Raw genomic sequence first — 23,489 nt, 5'->3', positions numbered from 1 at the left:
AACCAAACCATGAAGTTAGGAACCAAGCTCATACATGCGGGGGTGGAACCGGACCCGTCTACCGGCGCGATCATGACGCCCATTTTCCAGACCTCCACTTACGTGCAGGCTGCGCCGGGCGATCATAAGGGCTACGAATACGCCCGTACGCAGAACCCCACGCGCGACGCTTTGCAGAACGCATTAGCTGCCATAGAGAACGGTTCTCACGGCATTTCGTTCGGCAGCGGCCTCGCGGCCACCGACGCAGTGCTGAAGCTGCTGGCCCCCGGCGATGAAGTAGTGGCTTCCAGCGACTTATACGGCGGTACTTTCCGTATTTTCACGAAAGTATTCGCCAAATACGGCATTCAATTCCATTTCACCGACCTCCGCGATGCGGAAGCCCTCCGCCCCCAGCTCAACGCGCGCACGAAAATGATCTGGATCGAAACGCCGACCAATCCCATGCTCAACATCATTGATATAGCGGCCGTTGCGGCCATCGCGAAGGAAAAAAATATCCTGCTGGCGGTGGACAATACCTTTGCTTCGCCGTACCTGCAGAACCCGCTGGACCTCGGGGCGAACATCGTGGTGCATTCCGCCACCAAATACCTCGGCGGCCACAGCGACGTGGTGCATGGCGCGGTGATCGTGAAAGACGAGGCCCTGGCGCAGCAATTGTATTTTATACAGAACAGCTGCGGCGCGGTGCCCGGCCCGCAGGATTGCTTCCTCGTGCTTCGCGGCCTTAAAACCCTGCACGTGCGCATGCAGCGCCATTGCGAGAACGGCGAAACGGTGGCCCGCTTCCTGCGGCAGCACCCGAAAGTGAATAAAGTGTACTGGTGCGGGTTTGAAGACCATCCCAATCACGACATCGCCAAAAAACAAATGCGCGGTTTCGGCGGCATGATCTCTTTTACCTTAAAAGACGACAGCATGGACGCGGCGCTGAAAGTGCTCAGCGGCACGAAACTCTTTTCCCTGGCGGAATCCCTGGGCGGCGTAGAATCCCTCATCGGTCACCCCGCCAGCATGACGCACGCGTCTATCCCGAGGGAAGAACGCCTGAAAAACGGCCTGACAGATTCACTGATCCGCCTGAGCGTAGGCATCGAAGACGCCTCAGACCTTACGGAAGACCTGAAAAAAGCGATCGGTTGATTTTAAAAGTTGGGATAATCTGTTTACTTTTAGCTCATTACACCTACACCTCCCGCTATGGACGGGAGGTTTCCATATACCATAACCGATGAAGTCCCAACAACTAAAGGAATTTTTAGACGCCAAAGCAGCTTATTACGACCAGCCTGCATTTGTACCAGGGGACCCCGTTAGCGTCCCTCACAAGTTTACATTATTGCAGGACATTGAAATAGCCGGGCTGTTCGCCGCCATCCTCGCATGGGGCAACCGAACGACTATCATCAACAAATGCACGGAACTGATGACGCTTTTCGACAACGCACCCTACGATTTTGTGCGCAATCACCAGGCGCGGGACAGGATGCGGTTGATGGCCTTTAAACACCGTACGTTCAACGGGTTGGACCTGCTCTACTTTGTAGAGTTCCTCCAGCATTATTATACGAACATCACCTCCCTCGAATTCGCGTTCAGCGGGCATATTACCGCTGAAGACGAGGATGTGACGAAAGCCCTTGCAGGTTTTCACAAAATGTTCTTTTCGCTGGAGCATCCCGAAAGAACGAGGAAACATATCAGCACGCCGGACCGCAATTCCGCCTGCAAACGGCTGAACATGTTCCTCCGCTGGATGGTGCGCGACAGCAAAAATGGCGTGGATTTTGGACTGTGGAAGCATATCTCGCCTTCCCAGCTGATATGTCCCGTAGATGTGCATGTAAGCCGGGTGGCGGCAAGACTGGGGCTTATCCCCAAAGCGGAAGCCAACTGGAAAACAGCCACGGAGCTTACGGAACAACTTCGCCTCCTGGACCCGGAAGACCCTGTGAAATACGATTTCGCATTGTTCGGGCTGGGGGTGATCGAAAAATATGTTTGATCAATTGAAGAATAGAAAATGAAGAAACTCACCGGAATCGTGGCGTTATGCTGCCTCGTACTTACACTCTCCGCGCAGGAATATGTGGAGCTGGTCTATACTCTCAAACAGGGTAGTGAATTCGATCTGACGCAGGAAAGCCGCAGCGAAACCTATATTACGGTGCAGGAAGTGATCCAGCGCACGACCCGCGACTACAACAACAAAATGAAAGTGGTCGTGACCGAAGCCGGCTCCGGCAGGTACCTGCTGACCTGGTCGTATACGGACATCAAATTCAACTTCAACGCCAAAAACCAGAACATTTTCGTGGACGCCAAGGTGACCAACGACGCCGAACCGCTGCAGGGCGCCCTGAAACTGATGCTGGACCAGCCTTTTACCGTAACGCTGCAATCCACCGGCTTCATCGTGAACGTGGAACAGCTGGACGCCGTGCTGGATAAAGCCTCCGCTGCCTTCTCCAAACTCAAAAGCGACGAACAGGAAGCCTATAAAAAACTCCTGAAAGACCAGTTCGGTACAGACGCCTTCCGCGGATGGCTGGAGCAGTTGCTGGTCGTATATCCCGTTCACGGCATCAAAAACGGCACGCAATGGGAAGAAAGCGTGCCTATCCGCACGGGGCTCAAAGGCCGGGTAGACCTTTACTGGAACCTCCAGCACTGGGACAGCCAGACCGCCAAAGTAAACGGCACCGGCAATATCAAAACCGACAAGGTGGAAACCTTCACTATTGAAGACGGCATCCAGGCTACCGCCGCCATCGACGGAAAACTCACCAGCAACTACCTCATCAGCCGTGAAAGCGGTTTCCCGAGCATTTGCGTACAGAATACGGAAATGACCGGCGAGTACGTTTATCTCGCCAACCGCAAAAAACAGCTCAAAAAAGACCTGAAAGTGCCCGTAAAGATCGTTACCAACGCATCTTACAAGATCAAGCAGATGAAATAAATGGAAGACCGTTATTTAAAGGAAGCGGGCGCCTGGCTGAAGGAAAATGCCGGCATCCGGCTTAAAAAAGGCATCAGCTTCGAAGAGCTGGAACAAAGGCTTGCCGCAAAGCTGGAAATGCTGGTGGAAAAAGACTTCCAGCAGTTCGTGCTCCTGCTGTACCAGGTGGATGTGTCGGAGGAAAAAGTGAAACAGATCCTCGCCACCCAAAATTACCCTGACGTTTACCGTAACGTGGCCCGCCTCATTATCGAACGGCAGGCCGAAAAGAGCAGGAGCCGCGAGATCTACCGCCAGCCGCCTGAAAGCCTCAACAACGACGAAGAAAAATGGTAATAAAAAAGGCCTCCTCGGAGGCCTTTTTCTTATTTATCGAACATTAACGATTTCACTTTTTCTTTATCGTCCTTCTCCTTATCCAGGTCGAAGAACGTGCCGAATACCCTGTCCCAGAAAGAGGAACTAACCCCGAACCCTTTATCGTCGCTTTTGTAGTGGTGCAGGTGATGATTGCGCCAGAGCGGTTTCAGGAATTTGAACGGCGGGTTCCAGGCGTGGATAGCATAGTGCATGGTGCCGTAGATCAGGTAACCCAGGATGAAGCCGGGGAAAAATATGAACGCCGTGCCCTGCATGATGAGGTACATCACGGCAAAGATCACGGAAGACAATAACAGGCTCGGCACAGGCGGCATAAACAGGCGCTGTTTGTCTCTCGGGTATTCGTGGTGGTTACCGTGCAGCACGTAAATGATCCTGATCCAGACCGGGCTTTCGGATACCAGGTGAAACAGGAAACGGTGCATGATGTACTCAAAAAACGTCCAGAAAAAAAGCGCGCCGGCAAATACGAGGCCGATGTGGCCCAGGCTGTTGCCTAAAGTATTGTGACTGTAATACAGCATATAACCCATGATCGGGATGTACATCCCCCAAATGATCAGCGGGTGCGTTTTGGTCAGCATTTCGAGATAGCGGCTTTCAAATAACCTTGCCTGTCCTTTATTCTTGATCTTCTCAAATTTCATGACTCCTTTTTTTTAATTAAACGATGTAGTAAACAGCAAACAGGAGTAGGGAAACTAAAAGGTTATTGTTTGGACAATAACCGGGGTATGGTCACAAAAACGTATTCTTTACCCTGCAAATATCGTATCAATTTATTCAATTGAAAATAAAATTTATCTATACGCCCCGGGTCCGTACCGATATGCATCAGCAGGATAAACCCGTTCAGCCCCCCAGCGCGCTGATTTTCAAAGGTAGTAATGGATTCCATTATTTTTTTACTGTCCCGGTAAGTTTTCCCCATTTCTGGATAAGTATAATCGGCATGGCTGAGGGTGCCGGGACTGAAATTCACCAGTTGAAGCCCCAGTTCGGCCGTCCATTTCACGATGGAATCGTTGTACCATTCATACGGCGGCAGGAAATAATGCGCCGCCGGGATGCCGAACCTGTCCATGGCCTTGTAATTCAGCGCAAGGTCCTCCTCAAACTGGCGCCGGGTAACCAATAAGCTGTCCCGCTTGCTCCAATCGCAATACAGCAAATGCCTCCCGGAATGCCCGGCCAGGTAATGCCCGTCTGCCTTCAATCGCCTGATAACGGGCGCAAAAGCGGGCGTTTCGTAAAAGGTGCCGGTCAGGAAAAATGAAGCGGGGACATGATTTCTCCGCAGCACGCCCGCGATATATTGCCCGCCGTCCGCAAATTCATGACCGGTGAACGCCAGCGCCACCTGTTTTTTCGTGGTATCGCCGCGGGTAATGGCTTTGGGCGCTTCGCCCAGGCCCGCCACCGCGTCTTCGAACACCTGCAGGTCCGGTACGTGGGGGCGTTTCCGTTGCAGCTCGTAATTGTACAAAATATCGCCCACTTCTTTAAAAAACGGGTATCCTTCTTCCTCGTATTCGTATTTGTTATCGTTCAAAACCCCGTCGCGGTTCACGTAAATGTTGCCGCTGACCATAAATTCGGTCTTGTTTTTAAAATCGGCATGATAGGCGATATCGGTAAGGAAACCGTAGCTCCAGCCGGTTTTGTTGAACACACGGATGTAAGGCGGGATCTTCCCGCGGCCGGCTTTGAAACGGAAAAACTTCGTATAGCTGTCGAAAAATTCGGATGTATCGTAGCCTGGTTTTGTGCTTTCACGCGGCAGCGCGGCCATGTACCGGTACAGGAACCGGTAATCGTCGTTCGTGAGGTTGAAACGTTTACTGGCGGGCACCGATCCCGGGAACAGCACGGATTGCAGAATTTGCTGCAGATCGGCCAGGGGCGCGTTGTTGTGGCGGGTGAAATCCATCGGCGCATCCACCGGTTTATCGTTTTTGTCCCAATGCCCGCGCCCCACCAGCAAAGGCCGGCTGAAGTCGTACTGCAGGGTGCTCACTGCCGCGGGCTGACTGTACACGAGTTTGCCGTCTTGTTCGAAACGGATGGGGTTCGTATGCCGGTTCTGGTCTTCGTTCATCGCCACAAAACGGCGCACGATGCGCATTTCGGGATACCCTTTGGCCCAGAGTTTTTCGTGGATGGTTTGCTGCCCGATAAATTCGTACAGGCGGTTGTAAGCGTCGTTATCGCTGACGAGAAATATTTTTTTGATATAATTCGCCACGGAAGGCAGGCCGCCGGGGGAAGACGTATCTTTCCACACGCGGGTTTGACCGGAGTACCCGCTGTCTGTCAGCATCGGCGTGTATTTGTCGATGCCCAGTCCGTTCAGCTTTTCCAGCGCCAGGAAGGCCAGCGGCATTTTTACGGCAGACGCGGGGTTGAAATAAGTTTTATTGCCGACGTGATAATAGTAGTGTTTGAACGTCGGGCGGTTCTTCGCATCGCGGTCGATCTGCGTGTAGATCAGCTGCACCTGGAACGAATCGGGATGTTGCAGGATATGTTTCAGCCGCGGCGATGCGCGCTCCAGCAACAATTTTTCCAGGAACCTGTCCGTGCGCTGCTGGGCCGCAGCAGTAAAGCAGCAGAGCAGGCAAAGGAATACGGCAGATAATCGAAGCATACCTTAAAGCTATAAAAAAACCGATATATTTGGCGAACAAAAACCACCGGAACAACACATGAAACTCGTTACCTACATCCGCGAAGACGTTGACCAGCTGGCGATCCTCGTGAACGGACAGCTTTACAATATGCAGGAACTTCATCCCGATCTTCCTTCCACAATGCACATGTTCCTCCAGATGTGGGACGATGTGATCGGCCTCGCCACGGCCATCGACGCGCAGCTGAAAGCCGGTAAGAACCCGCGTTCCAGCGTATACGGCGTGCCTTACGACCAGGTGCAGCTGCTGGCGCCCGTGCCTTTCCCTACCAGCTGCCGCGACGGTTACGCGTTCCGCCAGCATGTGGCCGCGGCGCGCAGGAACCGCAAAGCAGACATGATCCCCGAATTCGATCAATACCCTATCTTTTATTTCACCAATCACAATGCCATCCAGGGTCCCGGCGAAGTGCTCTGTATGCCGGACCATTTCCAGAACCTGGACTTTGAGCTGGAAGCGGCCGTCGTGATCTGCAAACGCGGCAGGAACATTACTGCTGCGGAAGCGGACGAATACATCGGCGGTTATATGATCATGAACGATATGAGCGCGCGCCTGCTGCAGATGGAAGAAATGAAGCTCAACCTCGGCCCCGCCAAAGGAAAAGATTTCTCCACCGTAATTGGCCCCATACTGGTAACGCCGGACGAGCTGGAACCTTACCTGGTCCCTGCCAAAGAGGGCCATACCGGCAATAATTACAACCTTGGCATGAAGTGCTGGGTGAACGGCAAACAGGTAAGCGAAGGCAATATGGGCGATATGGACTGGACCTTTGCCGAGATCATCGAACGTTGCGCGTACGGGGCGGACATTATGCCGGGAGACATCATCGGCAGCGGCACCGTGGGCACGGGATGTTTTCTTGAACTGAACGGCACCGGCAAGCTGAACGATCCCAATTACCAGGCGCAATGGCTGCAGGCCGGCGACGTGGTGGAAATGGAGATTGAAGGGCTGGGCAGGCTTGTGAACACCATCGTAGCGGAAGAATCCGACTTTTCAATACTGGCGCAGAAAAAGAACGTATGATGAAAGTGATACCGGGCGAGGTGAAAACCGCCCTGCTGCATGCATACCTGCTCGGTGCGGTAGCGCCGCGGCCGATCTGTTTCGCCAGTACCGTCGATGAAGAAGGCCGGCCCAACCTGAGCCCTTTCAGCTTTTTCAACGTGTTCGGCTCCAACCCGCCCACGCTCGTGTTCTCGCCTTCGCGGCGCGTGCGCGACAACACTATCAAACATACGCTGGAGAATATTTACGCCACCCGCGAAGTGGTGATCAACGTAGTGAGTTACGCCATGGTGCAGCAGGCATCCCTTTCCAGCTGCGAGTTTCCGAAGGGCGTAAGTGAATTTGAAAAGGCGGGTTTCACGTCTTTGCCTTCAGAAAAAATAAAACCGTTCCGCGTAAAAGAAAGCCCCGTGCAAATGGAATGCGTGGTGAGAGACATCATTGAAACCGGCCAGGGCGGCGGCGCGGGCAATCTTGTGATCTGCGAGCCGGTGCTGCTGCATATCAACGAAGAAATTCTCGACGCAGGCGGAAAGATCGATCCGCAGAAAATAGATCTCGTGGCGAGAATGGGCGCGGATTATTATTGCCGCGCTTCCGGCGACGCCGTGTTTGAAGTGGAGAAACCCAACCTGAAAGTCGGCATCGGCGTAGATGCGCTGCCGGCGGGTATCCGCAACAGTCACATCCTCACGGGCAATAACCTCGGCCAATTAGGCAACGTGAACGAATTGCCGGTGATAGACGCCACGTTCAATGACGATCATCTCAAAAACATCATCCAATACTACAGCATCAATCCTGAAGAAATGGAAAAGGAACTGCATGCCTATGCGAAAAAACTGCTGGAGCAAAATAAAGTAACGGAGGCATGGCAGGTGCTGCTGGCGGGGAGTTGAGGCTTAAAAAAACAAACTATCTCCAATGTATGTAGTAAACCAGACGAATAATACCATCCAGCCACTAGGTAAGAAAACATTTTCGGAATCCGGATTTTCGGAACGCAAGCATCTCCAGGAATGGATCGTTAGCCACCCGGAAGTGTTCGGAGAAAAATTACTGATCATCCAGAAAGAATTCAGTGGTTTCCCCGATACATATGAACGGCTTGACCTATTGGCACTCGATAAAGATGGAAATCTTGTCATCATTGAGAATAAACTGGATGATTCCGGCCGGGATGTGACTTGGCAGGCTTTAAAATATGCAAGCTACTGCAGCACGTTAAAGAAAGAAGACATTCGGGATATTTTTCAAAAGTATCTGGAGGGCCAGGCCCAGGGCAAGAATGCAACAGAAGTATTAGAAGATTTTTTTGGTGATCGGGAGTATTCCGAACTCGTGTTAAATCAACGAATGTCGCAAAGAATCATCCTGGTTGCTGCAAATTTTCGCATGGAAGTTACTTCTACTGTTTTGTGGCTGATGAACTTTAAAATTCATTTACAATGTTTTAAAGCTACTCCCTACGAATTAAATGGTCAGTACTTCCTAGCGATTGATCAGATCATTCCGATCAAAGACGCGCAAGACTATATTATCTCCATGAATAACAAAGCCCAGGAAGAGTTTAGCACCGACGAATCCAATAAAACCCGGCATAAGATCCGTTTAAAGTTCTGGGGAGAATTCTTGAAGGCTATTAAAGGAAAATCTACCTTATTCCAAAGCTCTAGCGCAACAAAGGAAAACTCTCTTATTGCAGGAGGCTTAGGTGTAACCTATATCACTTACCAAGTAGTCATTAGTAATGGCAATTCGTATGTAAAGGTAAATTTTGGACGGTCCTCGCAAGAGGAAAACAAACTATTGTTCGATGCTTTATATCGCCATAAAGATGAGATTGATGCGGCATTCGGAGAGCATCTTTCATGGGAACGGACGGAAGAGATCATTAGGTCTTCAATCGTTTTTTATAAGCAAGGCCAAAATTATTACAATGAAGACGAATGGCCCGCTATCATTGATTTCCTCATCACACATATTAATAAGCTAGAGAAAGCCGTAAAACCATTCACCGGTGAATTAAAAACAGCATTGTTAAGTGCTGGCAGCGACACTCAGGAACTCTTGGGAGAAGATTGATCTCCTGCATACAACCCAAAAAAGGCCGCTCCCGGTGGGGAGCAGCCTATAATCCGTCAATATTTTTGAGTTGATCAGCTTTTCCCGCCAAACACTTTTTTCAGCAGCTCAGTAGTGCGCGCGCCAGGATTCTGGCGGATGGCCAGCTCTTCCTTCGCGATCTGGTCGAACAGGGCTTTGATCGCTCTTTCCGTAACATACCCTTTCAGATCGGGATTCACTTTGTTGAAAGCGATGGGCAGCTCGTTGTATTTGGTTACGATGGTGCTGTAATATTTAGTGGCGGAAGTGCGGTTCAGCGCGCTGTCTATCACCGGCGAAAACGCTTCCGTGAGCGAAGCGGTCGTTTTCGACTGGAAATAATCCGTTGCGGAACGTTCCCCGCCGCGGAGCAGGTTGAGCGCATCGGTGATGGTCATTTGTTTGATGGCGTTCACAAAGATCGGTTTGGCAAAACCGACGGCCTCTTCCGCGGCGCGGTTGATCTGCAGGATGGCTTTGTCCACCTCTCCGCCAAGACCGATGCTGCGCAGCGTTTTCTCCGCCTTCAGCGCATCGGGCGGCAGCAATACTTTATACAGATCGTTGCCAAAAAAACCGTTCTCTTTGTTGAGCAGCGAAATACCGGCGCTCACGCCTTTTTCCAGCGCTTCCTTGATGCCCATGCCCGCTTCCCCTTCGGTAACGGAACCGGTGCCGCCGCCGGCGGAATTTAACAGGCCCTGCGCTTTTTTGAGGATCTGCGCCTCGGATGAAATGGCGAGACACAATACGCCCGCCGCCAATAGTAATGTTCTTTTAAGCATAGCTTCTAAAATTGATATAGGTGTTTATTCGTGGATGGACAACAAAGGCACATTCGTCTGGAATGCGATCCTGGATGTATGTCCTCTTTTGAATATGCTGTCGAAAATACCATGTTTTTTCGGAATGATCAGCAGCAGGTCCGCATATTGTTCTTCCGCAAACCCTGTGATGGCATCCGCGATGTTGGGCCGGTCGATGAAATGATATTGCGGGTTGTAGTTATGCAACATGTTGTCCAGCTCCTGGTTTTCTTCAGGATGTATATTTTCTTTTCCTTCTTTTTGAATGTTCACGACATGCAGTTCGGGTTTGAACTCGTCGAGTATTTTCAGGAGCGGCTCACGGCGGGTGGTTTTAGCCACTTTGCGGAGGTCGCAGGCGAACACGATCTTGCGGATGGGCCTGAAAGCGGCTTTGGTAGGCACTACGATTACGGGGTAAGCGGAAGATTTTACCACGTCTACCGTATTGGAACCTACCAGTATCTCTTCGAGCTGGCTGCCGCCGGTGATGCCCATCACGATAATGTCCGCCAGTTCTTCGCGGCATACCTGGTCGATATTGGCGGCGAGAAGATGATTATCGGCCCGCATGTCCAGCCGTACGCCGGAAGGCACCATGGGCGCCAGTTCCGTTTGCATGCGCCGGAGGCCTTCGAGGCTGGATTCGCGGAGGTCTTCCATATTCACCATCGGCACGGCGGTAGGCAGGTCGGGAATGGGAACGATGAGCTCGTAAGCATGGTAAAGGATCACCCTGGTTGCCCCCGTTTGCCCAGCCAGCCCGATCGCGTAGCGGGCCGCGTTATATGCTGTTTCTGAAAAGTCCGTTGGTACAATGATGGTTTTCATGACGGAAGGTTTTTTTAATCATCCTAAAGTTACACAATAACCGCACCAATCGTTGGAAGAAAGTAATAAATAAATTAGAAAAACCTGCAATAAGCGGTACGGTCCGGCACATGAGCAAATCCGCCCGAAAACCTCTATTTTTGCGTTCCATTCAGTACAGGAAGTGCATGCACTTCCTTAAAACCAGTATTTAATCACAAAAATGAGCGTAACTACCCAACAACAGCTCTCGGAACAGGAAATTATCCGCCGGGACAAGCTGAAGGAATTGCAAAGCCTGGGCATAGACCCTTACCCGGCCCCCGAATATCCCGTGAACGCATATTCCACGGATATCAAGGCCGGCTATTCGGAAGAAACGAAAGACCAGTACCAGGACGTATGCCTGGCCGGCCGTATCATGAGCACAAGAGACATGGGCAAGGCGAACTTTGCCGTATTGCAGGACAGCAAGGGTAGAATTCAGCTTTATATAAAACGGGACGACATCTGCCCCGGCGAAGATAAATCCCTCTACGACCAGGTTTGGAAAAAACTCACCGATATCGGCGATTTTATCGGCGTGAAAGGATATGCTTTTGTTACCAAAACGGGTGAAACCTCCGTACACGTAAAAGAGCTGACCGTGCTGGCAAAAGCCCTGCGCCCGCTGCCGGTGGTGAAAACGAAAGACGGGGAAAACTTCGACGAAGTGACCGATCCCGAATTCAAATACCGCCAGCGGTATGCGGACCTGGTGATCAACCCGCAGCTGAAAGAAGTATTCATCAAACGCACCCGCCTGATGCAAACCATGCGGGACTTTTATAACGAATTGGGTTACCTCGAAGTGGAAACGCCCATCCTGCAGGCTATTCCCGGCGGCGCAGCGGCGCGGCCCTTCATCACCCATCACAATGCGCTCGACATGCCGCTTTACCTGCGCATCGCCAACGAACTGTACCTGAAAAGGCTGATCGTGGGCGGGTTTGAAGGCGTGTACGAGTTCGCGAAAGACTTCCGAAACGAAGGCATGGACCGTACGCACAACCCCGAGTTCACCGTAATGGAAATGTACGCCGCGTACAAAGATTACAACTGGATGATGGCCACCACCGAAGCCCTGCTCGAAAAAGTGGCCGTTAACGTGAACGGCTCCACCAAAGTGACCGCGGGCGATAAAGAGATCGACTTCAAAGCGCCGTACCGCCGCGTAAGCATGTACGATGCCATTAAAGAACATACCGGTTTCGATATTTCCAACATGGACGAAACCCAGCTGCGCGATGTTTGCAAACAGCTGAACATCCACGTGGAAGCCAGCTCCGGCAAAGGCAAACTGATCGACGAGATCTTCGGTGAAAAATGCGAGCACCATTACGTGCAGCCCACCTTCATTATCGACTATCCCGTAGAAATGAGCCCGCTGACCAAAAAACACCGCCACAAACCCGGCGTGGTGGAACGTTTTGAGCTGATCGTAAACGGCAAGGAGATCGCCAACGCCTACTCCGAGCTGAACGACCCGATCGACCAGCGCCAGCGTTTTGAAGACCAGGTGGAACTGATGGCCCGCGGCGACGACGAGGCCATGTACATCGACCAGGACTTCCTCCGCGCATTGGAATATGGCATGCCGCCCACCTCGGGCATCGGTATCGGCATAGACCGGCTTACCATGCTGATGACGAACCAGCCGAGCATCCAGGACGTGCTGTTTTTCCCGCAAATGCGGCCCGAAAAGCCCGTGATAGCCGATTAAAGTCAAATTTTTAACAGATCGAAGGCGCCCTGCACCCGCGAGGCGCTTTTTTTATGGAACGGCTCTATAATAAAAAAACTGCATTGATAGGGCTTTAGTAGGGTAAAAGCGTTCTCACCGTAGTAAATCGCTTTACGTCACCGGCGAACAAAACGGGCTTTCTCCCGTTTTTGTTAAAAACCTTCATCCCATGAAAATAAAGGTCCCTACGTTCGCCGCCGTGGTGTTATTCGCCCTGGTATGGCTTTATTTCGGCATCAACCACCTCGTGAATGCGGATACCCTGGCGTCTATGGCCTCCACCGTGCCGGGGGGCACTTTCTGGATCTATTTTACCGGCGCCTGCATGATACTGGCGGGTATTTCCATGATATGGGGCAAATGGACGCGGCCGGCCTGTTACCTGCTGGCGCTGATGCTGCTGATATTTATCGTGGTGATACATATCCCGGCGCTGAACAAAGGGAATGTTTATGCTCCGTTCAACATCCTGAAAGACCTGGGGCTGCTGGCCGCCTCCGTTGTGATCGGGAATGTGCGGCACCGGATCAGGGAATTATAAAAAAAACAGGGCAGTGAAAGATTTCACCGCCCCCTTAAATTTCGACCATATCCTATGAAAAACCACTTCTAAAGTAGGCTGCTTTTGCATCGCCCGCATACTGCATTTCACGGAACGCGGCTTTTAGCCTATAACCGGCATATTCCTCTGTATATCCGGTTAAAACCATTGCCGCTGGTATATTTCATTGTTGAATTTGATATTTGATCTTTATTTTCGTTGCCTTGCGGCGGAAATACCCGCATGTTCATCAACCTGTTAATTATGAGAAGCATTCAACAATCGCTGCCGGCGTGGATTGCCGGGTTAACTATGCTGGCTGCCCTGCCGGCGGGAGCACAGGAAAAAAAGGAACTGGATTTCGACAAGATTTTTTCCAATCCCATATCGCTCACCGATCCTTTGCCTATCGTTAGAGGCTGGGCCAACAAAGATCATTACATTGAATACCGCCAGGGCAAAGCTTTGAGCGTGGACGTAAAAACGGGCAACACCGCCCCTTACACGCCGCCGCCCGCTACCGGCGCCACCGTAAGCATGAAAGGGAACGACGTGTACGTGCAAATGCCCAACGGCGGGGAAGAGATCAGGCTGACCAACAGCGAAACGGCGGAAAAGAACCCCACCCTTTCACCCGACGAAAAATATGTGGCCTTTACCCGCAACAACAACCTGTTTGCAGTGGAAGTAGCCACCAAAAAAGAAATACAATACACCACCGACGGGTCTGACGTGATCTACAACGGCTGGGCCTCCTGGGTGTATTACGAAGAGATCCTCGGCCGCCCGAGCCGCTACCGCGCCTTCTGGTGGAGCCCGGACAGTAAAAGGATCGCTTTTATGCGCTTCGACGATTCCAAAGTGCCGGTATTCCCGATCTACAGCGAAGCAGGCCAGCACGGTTTTCTCGAAAACACGCGCTACCCCAAGGCCGGCGATACCAACCCCGAAGTAAAACTGGCCGTGGTGCCCGTTACGGGTGGGAAGATCACCTGGGCGGACTTCAACGAAAAAGACGACCAGTATTTCGGCCAGCCCTTCTGGAGCCCCGATGGCAGCGCACTCTGGGCGCAATGGATGCCGCGCGAGCAGAACAATCTCATCATCTACGCCATCGACCCGCAAACCGGCGCTAAAAAAGCGCTGTACAACGAAAAACAAAAAACCTGGATCGACTGGTTCACCGATATTTATTTCCTGCAGAACAATAAAGGTTTTATCGTAAAAAGCGATCTCTCCGGCTGGGACCACCTGTACCTGCACAATATGGACGGCAGCCTGAAGCAGCAGCTCACCAGCGGCAACTGGCGCGTGCGCGAAGTGCTGCTGATCGACGAAAAGAAACAAGCCGTTTATTTCACCGCCCGCAAAGAAGCATCCACCCGCTTCGACCTGTACAAAGCCGATCTGAAAGGCGGAGAGCCGCAACGCCTCACTTTCGGCGAATTTTCGCACGACGTGAAGCTGAGCCCCACCGGCGAATATTTCGTGACCACCTACAGCAACCTCAATACGCCCCCGCGCATGGCGCTGCTGAACGAAAAAGGAAAGGTGATCCGCGAGCTGGGCAATTCCCGCGGCGAAACTTTCAACACCTATAAACTCGCCCCCACCGAACTAAAAACCTACAAAACCCGCGACGGGCTGACGCTGCCGCTTACCATCATCTGGCCGCTGCACATGGAGCCGGGTAAAAAATATCCCGTGCTGATCAGCATCTACGGCGGTCCGGACGCGGGCACCGTTTACGATACCTGGCGCACGAGCCTGTCTTCGCAATGGTATGCGCTGGAAGGGCTCATCCAGGTGGCGATAGACAACCGCGCAGCGGGGCACCTCGGTAAGATGGGCATGAATTACATTCACCGCCAGCTCGGCAAATATGAGATCGAAGATTACATGGACGCCGCGAAATGGCTCGGCACCCAGCCGGGCGTGGACGCCAGCCGCATGGGCATTACCGGCGGCAGCTTCGGCGGGTACATGACCTGCATGGCCCTTACCTACGGCGCCGATGTGTTCACCCATGGCATGGCGAACTTTTCTGTAACGGACTGGCAGCTGTACGACAGTCATTACACCGAACGTTTCATGGACCTGCCGAAAGACAATCCCGAAGGTTACAAGATCACTTCCGTGCTCACGCACGCGGATAAATACAAAGGGCTGCTGCGGATCGTTCATGGCACGATGGACGACAACGTGCACCTGCAGAACACGATCCAGCTGGTAAACCTGTTCGAAGACCTGGGCAAACATTTCGAACTGATGCTTTACCCCGGCGAACGCCATGGATGGGGCGGCAAAAAAGCGGCGCATTCCCGCAACGAAGGCTACCGTTTCGTATACGCGAACCTGTTACAAAAGCCCCTGCCCGATTATTTCAAAGGCACGAACTAAGTTATTCGCCGATATAAAACGAAAAGGCCCGGAGACATCTCCGGGCCTTTTTAATGAGGTAGGGGCAAAAAAACAGGGCTGCAAGAATACAGCCCCGAAAAATTTTAACCATATCTTTATTGAAAAACCTGTTACAAATTTCCATAATTTAGAAACAAGTCCAATATCCAAACTAGCGAACGCTATATTTTTTCCAGTTAACGTAAAGAAAACCGCCTTGAACGATTGGCGAGAAAGCTCATTTGCTGCAAATCCTGTTCTGCAGCGCAAATCATCACAAATAAAATTATAATATGGGAAATATGAGGGGAGTAACAACAATATCGGGGGAAGGGAATTAAAAAAGGCGATAAGAATACCGCCTTTGTAATAATTTTAACCATATCCTATGAAAAACCTAAGTCAAAGATAAGGCGGGAACTTTCCATTGCAAGTCTATTTCCGTGAACGTAGCGTTTTTGTTCGTGAAGTCAGGAAATCGGTGTTTTTGCAAATAGATTATGATTAATTTTAAATTAAATTATTTAGCCCTATGCAATCCTATGGCCGTTTTTCACGGGGCGGTCCGGCTGCAGCAGCACTATTTGCTGATCGTCTCCCACTACGCCCAGCACCAGGCATTCGGAGAAAAAATTAGCGATCTGTTTCACGGGGAAGTTCACCACGGCCACTACCTGCCTCCCGGCCAGTTCTTCCGGCTGATATAAACGCGTGATTTGGGCAGACGAACGTTTGACACCCAGTTCCGGGCCAAAGTCGATTTCGAGCTGGTAAGCGGGATTTTTCGCTTTTTCAAAATTCACCGCTTTCAATACCGTTCCCACGCGGATCTGTACTTTTTCAAAATCATTCCAGGTGATCGTTTCCATTCGTATGAAGTTTTGGAACGGAAATTAAGCGGTTTGCGGAAAATGGAACCGGTGAAAAGGTGGAAAAGGCGGTAAAAGGGATGTAAAGGATACGTCAGCGTTGAGTGGAGAGAAAAAATATAGGGCGGTAAGAATACCGCCCTCAAATATTTTTAACCATATCCTATGAAAAACCGATACAAAGATATGATTGCGGGTCACACTCAAAACCTGGTTTTCGTAAAAGGAAGGTTTTGTCTCGTGAACGTATCGAAATATCGTATGTTAACAAGAAATTAACCAATATCAGTTCACCCTGTTAGTGAGTTGGTACTTTAGGCGCTGTCCCCATGATGGTATCGATCTCGTGCATGAGCTCTTTCGTGAGTTTCGGATATACTTCCAGCGCTTTCAGCGTTTCTTTCAGCTGCTCTTCTTTCGTAGCCCCGAGGATCGCGCTGGTTACGTTCGGGTTGGCAATGCACCAGGCCACGGCCAGAACGGCGAGGCTTGTGCCCAGCTGGTCCGCCACCGTTTGCAGCAGCGCTACCTTCGCCAGGTTTTCGTCGAGCAGGTTGCGATTGCGCAGCCATTCGTACCCTTCCAGGCTTAAACGGGAGCCTTCCGGCACGCCTTTGTTGTATTTCCCGGTCAATATACCGGAAGCCAGCGGGCTGAAGATGGTAGTGCCCAAACCTTCGTTTTTGTAGATCTGTGCATATTCCACTTCCACTTTTTCGCGGCGGAACAGGTTGTATTCGGGCTGTTCCACCACGGGGCCGATCAGGTTGTACTGGCGGGCGATCATATGCGCGTGCATGATCTCCGCGGCCGTCCATTCGGAAGTTCCCCAGTACAATATTTTTCCCTGCTGTATCAGGTTGGTCATGGTCCACACCACTTCTTCGATGGGCACGTTCCTGTCTGGCCGGTGGCAATAGAACAGGTCGAGATAATCGAGCTGCATACGCTGCAGGGCTTCGTGGCAGGCTTCTACCAGGTGTTTGCGGCTCAGGCCGGTCTGGTTGGGCTTGTTGTTCGCGCCTCTCCAGCCGAAGTAGGCTTTGCTGGACACGGTGTACGACGTACGGTCCCAGTTCTTCCGTTTCAACACCCTTCCCATCATCTTTTCGGATTCGCCCAGGGCGTAGATCTCCGCGTTGTCGAAGAAGTTGATGCCGCTGTCGTAGGCAAGGCCCATCAGGCGGTCTGACAAACTATCGTCTACCTGCCCGTGAAAGGTCACCCAGCTGCCGAAGGACAGTACGCTGAGCTGCAGGCCCGATTTTCCTAATCTTCTGTATTCCATGATCATGTATTTTTAAAATGCCCATAAAAATAACAATCTGGCATAGTTATTGACTATTATCGGGCAGGAAATTTTAGGTTAAAAAATAGGTTAAAGCAAAAGAAACCCGGTCAATCGACCGGGTTCTTTTGTTATTGGAAGTCTCGTTGTTATTTATTGGAAGGAAAGCGTACTGTCCTGCGGGGCGAACGATCCGTAAGCATTGATAAATTCGCTGCGGGAAAAATCCTGATTGGCCCTGAAGCCCTGGCCGTAAAGCGTGTCCACGGGAGTAGAAAGGCGGCAGAAGCGGTCCGTTACGAAGAGGTTCTGTTTGGAATCCCAGCGGAGGTCTTTACAATCGAGGCGCTGCGCGGTAGTGAGGCTGATGAACACCACGCTGTCGCGCAGGTAGATGTCCGTTGAATTTTCTTCGTAAGTGCCGAATTTGGAAGTGAGAATGCTTTCTTTGGTAAGCGAATCCGTGTAAAAAACCACCTGGAGCCCCCTGGGAAAATCGGTATGCGGCGGGTTGTTGAGATGCCTTTCCATGTACGGTGCGGTGAGCACGCCTTTTACATGGGCCGTCTGGCTCATGATGGTTTCGATATCATACGCCTGCTCCACGCCCAGCTTTTTAATATCGAAGGCACGCACGGCGTTGACGTCGTTTTCGCAGCTGATAAAAGCCAGGGCGATGCCCAGGTATATAAAAATTCGTTTCAAGCGGATCGGTTAGTCGTATTTGGTTTTGATGAACCAGCGGTCGCTAAGGGTGAAGCCGATGGTAACCCGGTAATAGGTTTCCTTCAGGCGGTCCTGGTTTCCGCGGGAGCCCACTTCAAATGCCGTGTTGATCATCGTGAACTGGTTCATGGCGGGCATGATCCTTTTTACAGGAAAACCTGCGCCGATGGAGAAGCCCCAGATGTTCATGTCTTCATTCCCCAATTTTATGTAATCTTTTCCGAAAAACCCGCCGGCACGGTAAGCGACTTTGTTCCAGTAACCGGTGAAGGAAGTGGCGTTGGGCACAAACTGGCCGCCGAAATTGAGCCTCCAGCTGTCCTGCGTGCTGTCTTTCGCTTCATAGTTCCTGAAATTGCTCCATTTGGCGGTGTTGTAATCGATCCCGAACATAAATTTGTCGGTTTTGGTGATCATGATGCCACCGCCGATATTCTGCGGGTAGAGCACGTCGCCGCGGTCGCCGCTGGTGTATTCGATGGTATCGCGGGTATCGTATTCGTCTGAAGAAGCGTCGTAGAAGAGGGTTTCTTTCATGGTTTCGCGGCGGGCGCTGAGTTTTTGCTCGAGGCTTCCGCTAACGCCGAATGAAAGGCTGAGGTCTTTGCCCAGCGGCACTACCTGCTGCAGGCCCACGGTATAAAAGAAGCTGCCGTAGCTGGTCCTTTTGCTGGCGCGGGAGGGCAGAATGGTGGATTCGGAGGGATACAGCACTTTGGTGCTGTTGGTCACGTTCCCGAAAAGGTAACCGAAGTTGGCGCCGATGCTGAAGTTGCCGAAGGCGATGCCGGTGCCGGCGTAGGCCTGGTAAATACCGCCGTTTCCTTCAAACTGGTTCACCATGGGCACTTTAAGGGTATCGAAGAACGTTCTTTCCTCTGATTCGGCGATGTTGTACGCTACGCGGGTCATGGGCCGGAGGCCGATGTTGAGGCCCCACTTCCTGCTCAGGGGCATGCCCAGCTGGAGATAAGCGAGGGTGCCGAAACCGGACTGGGAGCTTTCGTCGCGGGTGGCAAGGCGGCGTACGCCGCCGTTCACGCCTACGTCGAACGTTACCAGCTGCAGCCGGGAATAGCTGGCGGGGTTGAGGTAGTTTACGGACTGGGGACTGGCAAAAGCCTGGGCTGCGCCTCCCATACCAAGATTGACGGCATTTTCCGAACGGGAAAGCTCGCCTAATCCGAAGCGAGAGTAAGGTGTGTTGTCCTGAGCGGCAGCATTCTTTGCGGAAAGCACAGTAACGCCAAGCAGGCAAAAGAAGCTAGCTTTTGTCCAATACATTGAGTTCTACGATTGAATTTAAACCTTTATACATTAAATACGGGCTTGCAAATATCTTACTTTTAAGGCGGGAAGCAAAAAATTCCAAATTACCCCCTGTTAAAAGCGCGTTAAAGTTCCGGTACCGCGCGGAATACGCTGCTATCATGCCTTCCACCTCGGCCAGCGCCCCCTGTTGCACGCCGCTCAGGATGCTTTGCCGCGTGTTGTAGCCGATGAAAGAATATTGCGTGCTCGCTTTCACCAGCGGCAGCTTGTCGGTAAACTCGTGCAGCGCCTTGAAACGCATGTCTATGCCCGGACTGATTCCCCCGCCCAGGAATACCCCGGTTTTATGCACGAAATTGTACGTGATGGCGGTGCCGGTACCGATTATGAGGCTGTGTTTGCCGGGAAACGTGGCCCAGGCGCCCGAAGCGAGCGCCATTCTGTCTACCCCTAGCGTTTCGGGTTTGTCGTACGCCAGCTGGATAGGCATTGGCGTGCCGTGCTGCAGTTTTACGAAGGAAGTATGTTCCGCCAGCAAAACCTCCAGCGCGGGCGGATGGTCTATCACCGAGGAAAGGATGGCGGCGGAAGGCCGGTATTGGTCCAGCGCGGCTTTCACTTCACCGAGAAAACCCGCTTCCGAAAAAAACAATTCCCGCAGCAGTTCGCCGTTTTGCATTATACCGCATTTCAGGCGCGAATTGCCCAGGTCCATACAAAAAACAGGTCCGGTCATGCCGCCAAATTAAAAATTATCCACGGATAAATTCCGGAAATGCCCATTGAGCTTTACGCGGTCTTTGAGCCGTTCCATTTCGTTCATCACGGGAATCACCTTCTGGAGGTGGCGTTTGAGATATTCCAGGCGCTGCATTTCATGGAAAAGATGGAGGATCTCGTATTCTTCCTGCAGCGAAAGCCCGGCATGGTGTGCCAGGTCGTAGGAACGCAGCACGTCGTCTGCCTGCGGGAAACTTTTGCTGACCTGCAATATCTGGTGCAGCTCGCGCACGGCGGTTACCACCTGCTGCTGCAGTTTGGCGCTGGAACGTTCCTGGTTGTCGGGGTAATTAACGATAGCGCCGGCATAAAGCTTTTCGGGCACTTCGCGGATGATCTCGAGGATGCGGAATACTTTCAGCCCTTTGGTCCGGATGTCCAGCTCGCCGGTCTCATATACTTTTTCGACCCGCGCGATTTCCACGAGCGTGCCGTATTCGTTCACTTTTTTGTCGATCACCGCCGGTATGCCAAAAGGTTTGTTTTCCCTGATGCATTCGCTCACCAGTTGTTTGTACCGCGGCTCGAAGATGTGCAGGTTGAGCTGTTCGCCCGGGTACACCACTATGCCTAATGGAAAAATCGGGATGAAATTCGTCATAGTGCTAAAATACATTATTTGGGAAAAAATTCCCGCTGCTGTTGGCGCGGGGGCGGGCTAAATTATTTTGTAGTTCCGGTAGTCCCAAAGCCTTACCCCGAACCGTTTTTCGAACCAGTAGAGCACTCTGCGCTTGATGTTCCGGAATTGTTTGCGGCTGATGTCGTGCTCGAACTGCCAGTTTTTCCGGTTGATGCGGTCGGCCATGATCATGGGGTGGCGGCCGTTGAAACGTTCGAGGGAATCCACTTCGGAGTAATCGAACACCGCGGTGGCGGAGATGCGGTCCATGAGGGGGCGGTTGTTGCCGTGGTAGAGGGAAGTGGAATTGATCCACTTGCGGGCCTGTTCTTCGGGGTTTTTCACCCAGCCGTAATGGTATACGTATGCGTTGACGGGTTTCACGCGCAGCTTGCGGTTGTTCAGCCGGAAGCCCTGCGCGTCGCGGTAGGAGCGGATGGCGGGGTTAAAACGGATCACCCTTATTTCATGATTGTACCAGCTGCGCGAATCGCCCACGTAATCGTAGCTGCCGTAAAAATGATGATAGCGGAACAACAATCCTTCCACTTCCTCATTGTGCCGGTAACGGTCCATAGCGGCACGGATGGCGGGAATGTCCGATTCATGCACCACCTCGTCCGCCTGTATGTAAAACGCCCAGGTAGTGTCTTTGCTGATATGCTGCAGCGCCTTGTCGGTCTCCACGGCCAGCACTCGCCCGCCCGCTTTCAAACTATCGTCCCATTCGGAATGAAAGATGCGGATCTTGGGAGAGCCGATGGACTGGATCAGTTCCAGCGTACCATCGTTGCAGTTACCCACGCTAACGACCACCTCGTCGCAAAGCGGAAGGATGGAACGAATGGCTTCCGTTACGGGATAATCGAACCTTACGGCATTCCTGACAAATGTAAATCCGGTAACTTTCATGAAACAAACTAAGGTGCTGCAAAGATGTGAAAAATCATCGATACATTTGTTCTATGTCTGCGCCGTTATTAGAACGCCTGCTGAAAGGCGATACCCGCGCCCTGGCCCGCTGTATATCGCTGGTGGAGAACGAAACACCGGGTTATGAACGGTTGCTCGAAGCATTGCCGCCCAACGGCCACACGCGCGTTACCGGCATCACAGGCCCGCCGGGGGCGGGCAAAAGCACGCTCGTGAATGCATTGATCACGGAATTGTTAAATCGTGACCAGCGGATCGCCATCATCGCGGTAGATCCTTCTTCCCCTTTTAATTTCGGCGCGCTCCTGGGCGACCGCATCCGCATGAGCGAACATTTTTCCGATCCCCGCGTATTCATCCGCTCCATGGCCAGCCGCGGCGCGCTCGGCGGCCTCAGCCCGAAGATCATGGAAGTGAGCGACCTCATCAAAGCGGCAGGCTTCGATTATCTTTTCATCGAAACCGTCGGCGTAGGCCAGAGCGAAGTGGAGATCGCCGGCATCGCGGATACCACCGTGGTGGTGGTAGTACCCGAAGCAGGAGACGAAATACAGACTATGAAAGCGGGGCTGATGGAGATCGCCAACGTGTTCGCCGTGAACAAGGCCGACCGGCCGAAGGCAGACGAATTCGCCCGCAACCTGCGGCTGCTGGCGCATACCCGGCGCAGCGACAACTGGGAAACGCCCGTCGTAAAAACCATCGCCATACAACACGAAGGCATCGGCGAGCTGATTGCCGCGCTGGACGCGCACCGCGACCAGGTGCAGGGGCACAGCCACCGCAAGGCGCTGCTGCTGGCGGAAAAGGCTTACCAGCTCATCCAGCACCGGCGCATGCAGGACGTGAACAAACAATCGCTGTACGCAGACGTGCAGCGGCAAATGAACGACCCGCAGTTCAATCTTTACCGCATCGTTCAGCAGTATACCCGGTAAAATCGTATCTTCGCCCCGTCTGAACAAAAAAACGCAGGAATGGTTACTGTTACAAGAGTATTCCGTCTTTTCTTCACTTACGCCGTGTTCAATTACGGCGGCTGATCCTGCGCGCGCAACCCACACATTTCATTTCAACATATTTCTATTTTAAACAGAACAAATCATTTTGTTATGGCCTGGTTATTTTTAGTATTGGGCGGTCTTTTCGAGATCGGGTTCACCATTTCATTGAAGTATTCCGAGAATTTTTCCAGGCTCTGGCCTTCGCTGAGCTTCGTAGCTTGCATCTCGCTGAGCTTTTTCCTGCTGAACAAAGCGATCAATAACGGTTTGCCGATCGGTACGGCCTACGCGGTATGGACGGGCATTGGCGCGGCAGGCACCGCTATCGCGGGAATCTTTTTTTTCAAAGAGCCCGCCACGCTCTGGCGCATATTTTTCCTGGCGATGCTGATCGGCTCCATCATCGGGCTGAAATTTGTTTCGGAAGGGCATTAAGGAACGCAAACAGGCCCGGAACGTGTTAGTCCGGGCCTGTTACTTTATCAGGTAAAAAAAG

The 23,489-nt window shown here is 52.0% G+C and carries 23 protein-coding genes; 12 read left to right on the top strand and 11 right to left on the bottom strand.

All coding sequences use genetic code 11. The annotated features are described in order from the left end of the window. Positions 1-9: 9 nt before the first annotated feature. From J7I43_RS13130 to J7I43_RS13115, 4 genes are all read left to right on the top strand, one after another. A complete protein-coding gene (locus tag J7I43_RS13130; RefSeq protein ID WP_209146136.1) occupies positions 10-1,149 on the top strand; it encodes a cystathionine gamma-synthase in 1,140 nt (379 codons plus the stop codon). Positions 1,150-1,237: 88 nt separating this feature from the next. Next, on the top strand, positions 1,238-2,011 hold the full coding sequence (locus J7I43_RS13125; protein ID WP_209146135.1) for a TIGR02757 family protein: 774 nt from the start codon (positions 1,238-1,240) through the stop codon (positions 2,009-2,011). Positions 2,012-2,029: 18 nt separating this feature from the next. Beyond that, entirely contained in the window at positions 2,030-2,968 is a 939-nt protein-coding gene (locus tag J7I43_RS13120; protein ID WP_209146134.1) for a DUF6263 family protein, read from the top strand. Then, positions 2,969-3,304, top strand: a complete 336-nt coding sequence (locus J7I43_RS13115) for a hypothetical protein (RefSeq protein WP_209146133.1) — start codon at positions 2,969-2,971, stop codon at positions 3,302-3,304. Between the two features lie 29 nt (positions 3,305-3,333). Here the strand turns inward: J7I43_RS13115 and J7I43_RS13110 are convergent, their stop codons facing one another. Together J7I43_RS13110 and J7I43_RS13105 are read right to left on the bottom strand one after the other, a co-directional pair. Further along, entirely contained in the window at positions 3,334-3,996 is a 663-nt protein-coding gene (locus J7I43_RS13110) for a sterol desaturase family protein (protein ID WP_209146132.1), read from the bottom strand. 62 nt (positions 3,997-4,058) lie between these two features. Beyond that, on the bottom strand, positions 4,059-5,996 hold the full coding sequence (locus J7I43_RS13105; protein ID WP_209146131.1) for a polysaccharide deacetylase family protein: 1,938 nt from the start codon (positions 5,994-5,996) through the stop codon (positions 4,059-4,061). A 58-nt stretch (positions 5,997-6,054) separates the two neighbouring features. On the opposite strand from J7I43_RS13105, the gene J7I43_RS13100 reads away from it, so the two are divergent. Genes J7I43_RS13100 through J7I43_RS13090 form a run of 3 tightly spaced genes read left to right on the top strand, consistent with a single transcriptional unit; the run spans position 6,055 to position 9,138 of the window. Beyond that, positions 6,055-7,071 carry a fumarylacetoacetate hydrolase family protein gene (locus J7I43_RS13100; RefSeq protein WP_209146130.1) on the top strand — a complete coding sequence of 339 codons (1,017 nt, stop codon included), beginning with the start codon at positions 6,055-6,057 and terminating at the stop codon, positions 7,069-7,071. Beyond that, on the top strand, positions 7,068-7,952 hold the full coding sequence (locus tag J7I43_RS13095) for a flavin reductase family protein (protein WP_209146129.1): 885 nt from the start codon (positions 7,068-7,070) through the stop codon (positions 7,950-7,952). The genes J7I43_RS13100 and J7I43_RS13095 overlap by 4 nt, the downstream gene beginning before the upstream one ends. A gap of 25 nt (positions 7,953-7,977) precedes the next feature. Then, on the top strand, positions 7,978-9,138 hold the full coding sequence (locus J7I43_RS13090; RefSeq protein WP_209146128.1) for a DUF4268 domain-containing protein: 1,161 nt from the start codon (positions 7,978-7,980) through the stop codon (positions 9,136-9,138). Positions 9,139-9,212: 74 nt separating this feature from the next. Here J7I43_RS13090 and J7I43_RS13085 read toward each other — a convergent pair whose 3' ends face one another. Together J7I43_RS13085 and J7I43_RS13080 are read right to left on the bottom strand one after the other, a co-directional pair. Next, positions 9,213-9,944, bottom strand: coding sequence for a DUF4197 domain-containing protein (locus tag J7I43_RS13085; RefSeq protein WP_209146127.1), 732 nt, complete (start codon positions 9,942-9,944; stop codon positions 9,213-9,215). Positions 9,945-9,968: 24 nt separating this feature from the next. After that, positions 9,969-10,796, bottom strand: coding sequence for a universal stress protein (locus tag J7I43_RS13080; protein WP_209146126.1), 828 nt, complete (start codon positions 10,794-10,796; stop codon positions 9,969-9,971). A gap of 202 nt (positions 10,797-10,998) precedes the next feature. Here J7I43_RS13080 and lysS point away from each other — a divergent pair, with 202 nt between their 5' ends. From lysS to J7I43_RS13065, 3 genes are all read left to right on the top strand, one after another. Next, positions 10,999-12,537, top strand: coding sequence for a lysine--tRNA ligase (lysS, locus tag J7I43_RS13075; protein ID WP_209146125.1), 1,539 nt, complete (start codon positions 10,999-11,001; stop codon positions 12,535-12,537). Between the two features lie 190 nt (positions 12,538-12,727). Continuing rightward, entirely contained in the window at positions 12,728-13,099 is a 372-nt protein-coding gene (locus J7I43_RS13070) for a DoxX family protein (RefSeq protein WP_209146124.1), read from the top strand. Between the two features lie 264 nt (positions 13,100-13,363). Continuing rightward, entirely contained in the window at positions 13,364-15,499 is a 2,136-nt protein-coding gene (locus tag J7I43_RS13065) for a S9 family peptidase (protein WP_209146123.1), read from the top strand. Between the two features lie 530 nt (positions 15,500-16,029). Here the strand turns inward: J7I43_RS13065 and J7I43_RS13060 are convergent. The 7 genes from J7I43_RS13060 to J7I43_RS13030 all read right to left on the bottom strand — a co-directional run bounded on the left by J7I43_RS13060 (position 16,030) and on the right by J7I43_RS13030 (position 21,968). Beyond that, positions 16,030-16,368, bottom strand: coding sequence for a tRNA-binding protein (locus tag J7I43_RS13060; protein ID WP_209146122.1), 339 nt, complete (start codon positions 16,366-16,368; stop codon positions 16,030-16,032). Positions 16,369-16,666: 298 nt separating this feature from the next. Further along, positions 16,667-17,656, bottom strand: a complete 990-nt coding sequence (locus J7I43_RS13055; RefSeq protein WP_209146121.1) for a potassium channel beta subunit family protein — start codon at positions 17,654-17,656, stop codon at positions 16,667-16,669. Positions 17,657-17,809: 153 nt separating this feature from the next. Further along, complete coding sequence (gene lptC / locus J7I43_RS13050; RefSeq protein ID WP_209146120.1) at positions 17,810-18,361, bottom strand: LPS export ABC transporter periplasmic protein LptC; 552 nt, start codon at positions 18,359-18,361, stop codon at positions 17,810-17,812. A 9-nt stretch (positions 18,362-18,370) separates the two neighbouring features. Continuing rightward, positions 18,371-19,522, bottom strand: a complete 1,152-nt coding sequence (locus J7I43_RS13045; RefSeq protein ID WP_209146119.1) for a hypothetical protein — start codon at positions 19,520-19,522, stop codon at positions 18,371-18,373. Positions 19,523-19,646: 124 nt separating this feature from the next. Further along, positions 19,647-20,390 carry a type III pantothenate kinase gene (locus tag J7I43_RS13040; RefSeq protein ID WP_209146118.1) on the bottom strand — a complete coding sequence of 248 codons (744 nt, stop codon included), beginning with the start codon at positions 20,388-20,390 and terminating at the stop codon, positions 19,647-19,649. Between the two features lie 9 nt (positions 20,391-20,399). Then, positions 20,400-21,035, bottom strand: a complete 636-nt coding sequence (locus tag J7I43_RS13035) for an LON peptidase substrate-binding domain-containing protein (protein WP_209146117.1) — start codon at positions 21,033-21,035, stop codon at positions 20,400-20,402. 57 nt (positions 21,036-21,092) lie between these two features. After that, a complete protein-coding gene (locus J7I43_RS13030) occupies positions 21,093-21,968 on the bottom strand; it encodes a glycosyltransferase family protein (RefSeq protein ID WP_209146116.1) in 876 nt (291 codons plus the stop codon). Positions 21,969-22,021: 53 nt separating this feature from the next. Here J7I43_RS13030 and meaB point away from each other — a divergent pair, with 53 nt between their 5' ends. Together meaB and J7I43_RS13020 are read left to right on the top strand one after the other, a co-directional pair. Next, entirely contained in the window at positions 22,022-22,927 is a 906-nt protein-coding gene (meaB, locus tag J7I43_RS13025; protein ID WP_209146115.1) for a methylmalonyl Co-A mutase-associated GTPase MeaB, read from the top strand. 174 nt (positions 22,928-23,101) lie between these two features. Next, positions 23,102-23,428 (top strand): DMT family transporter, encoded by a 327-nt coding sequence (locus tag J7I43_RS13020; protein ID WP_209146114.1) that lies wholly within the window; start codon positions 23,102-23,104, stop codon positions 23,426-23,428. The last annotated feature ends 61 nt before the right edge of the window (positions 23,429-23,489 follow it).

It is taken from the genome of Chitinophaga chungangae (assembly GCF_017742215.1).
Classification (GTDB): domain Bacteria; phylum Bacteroidota; class Bacteroidia; order Chitinophagales; family Chitinophagaceae; genus Chitinophaga; species Chitinophaga chungangae.
The sequence above is the reverse complement of the archived record's forward strand: the minus strand, read 5'-3'. Positions and strand labels throughout refer to the sequence as shown.

What these genes read in the sequence shown, in the direction of transcription:
- J7I43_RS13130 (WP_209146136.1), top strand. Translation starts at nt 10, where the DNA reads ATGAAGTTAGGAACCAAGCTCATACATGCGGGGGTGGAACCGGACCCG.
- J7I43_RS13125 (WP_209146135.1), top strand. Translation starts at nt 1,238, where the DNA reads ATGAAGTCCCAACAACTAAAGGAATTTTTAGACGCCAAAGCAGCTTAT.
- J7I43_RS13120 (WP_209146134.1), top strand. Translation starts at nt 2,030, where the DNA reads ATGAAGAAACTCACCGGAATCGTGGCGTTATGCTGCCTCGTACTTACA.
- J7I43_RS13115 (WP_209146133.1), top strand. Translation starts at nt 2,969, where the DNA reads ATGGAAGACCGTTATTTAAAGGAAGCGGGCGCCTGGCTGAAGGAAAAT.
- J7I43_RS13110 (WP_209146132.1), bottom strand. Translation starts at nt 3,996, where the DNA reads ATGAAATTTGAGAAGATCAAGAATAAAGGACAGGCAAGGTTATTTGAA.
- J7I43_RS13105 (WP_209146131.1), bottom strand. Translation starts at nt 5,996, where the DNA reads ATGCTTCGATTATCTGCCGTATTCCTTTGCCTGCTCTGCTGCTTTACT.
- J7I43_RS13100 (WP_209146130.1), top strand. Translation starts at nt 6,055, where the DNA reads ATGAAACTCGTTACCTACATCCGCGAAGACGTTGACCAGCTGGCGATC.
- J7I43_RS13095 (WP_209146129.1), top strand. Translation starts at nt 7,068, where the DNA reads ATGATGAAAGTGATACCGGGCGAGGTGAAAACCGCCCTGCTGCATGCA.
- J7I43_RS13090 (WP_209146128.1), top strand. Translation starts at nt 7,978, where the DNA reads ATGTATGTAGTAAACCAGACGAATAATACCATCCAGCCACTAGGTAAG.
- J7I43_RS13085 (WP_209146127.1), bottom strand. Translation starts at nt 9,944, where the DNA reads ATGCTTAAAAGAACATTACTATTGGCGGCGGGCGTATTGTGTCTCGCC.
- J7I43_RS13080 (WP_209146126.1), bottom strand. Translation starts at nt 10,796, where the DNA reads ATGAAAACCATCATTGTACCAACGGACTTTTCAGAAACAGCATATAAC.
- lysS (WP_209146125.1), top strand. Translation starts at nt 10,999, where the DNA reads ATGAGCGTAACTACCCAACAACAGCTCTCGGAACAGGAAATTATCCGC.
- J7I43_RS13070 (WP_209146124.1), top strand. Translation starts at nt 12,728, where the DNA reads ATGAAAATAAAGGTCCCTACGTTCGCCGCCGTGGTGTTATTCGCCCTG.
- J7I43_RS13065 (WP_209146123.1), top strand. Translation starts at nt 13,364, where the DNA reads ATGAGAAGCATTCAACAATCGCTGCCGGCGTGGATTGCCGGGTTAACT.
- J7I43_RS13060 (WP_209146122.1), bottom strand. Translation starts at nt 16,368, where the DNA reads ATGGAAACGATCACCTGGAATGATTTTGAAAAAGTACAGATCCGCGTG.
- J7I43_RS13055 (WP_209146121.1), bottom strand. Translation starts at nt 17,656, where the DNA reads ATGGAATACAGAAGATTAGGAAAATCGGGCCTGCAGCTCAGCGTACTG.
- J7I43_RS13045 (WP_209146119.1), bottom strand. Translation starts at nt 19,522, where the DNA reads ATGGGAGGCGCAGCCCAGGCTTTTGCCAGTCCCCAGTCCGTAAACTAC.
- J7I43_RS13040 (WP_209146118.1), bottom strand. Translation starts at nt 20,390, where the DNA reads ATGACCGGACCTGTTTTTTGTATGGACCTGGGCAATTCGCGCCTGAAA.
- J7I43_RS13035 (WP_209146117.1), bottom strand. Translation starts at nt 21,035, where the DNA reads ATGACGAATTTCATCCCGATTTTTCCATTAGGCATAGTGGTGTACCCG.
- J7I43_RS13030 (WP_209146116.1), bottom strand. Translation starts at nt 21,968, where the DNA reads ATGAAAGTTACCGGATTTACATTTGTCAGGAATGCCGTAAGGTTCGAT.
- meaB (WP_209146115.1), top strand. Translation starts at nt 22,022, where the DNA reads ATGTCTGCGCCGTTATTAGAACGCCTGCTGAAAGGCGATACCCGCGCC.
- J7I43_RS13020 (WP_209146114.1), top strand. Translation starts at nt 23,102, where the DNA reads ATGGCCTGGTTATTTTTAGTATTGGGCGGTCTTTTCGAGATCGGGTTC.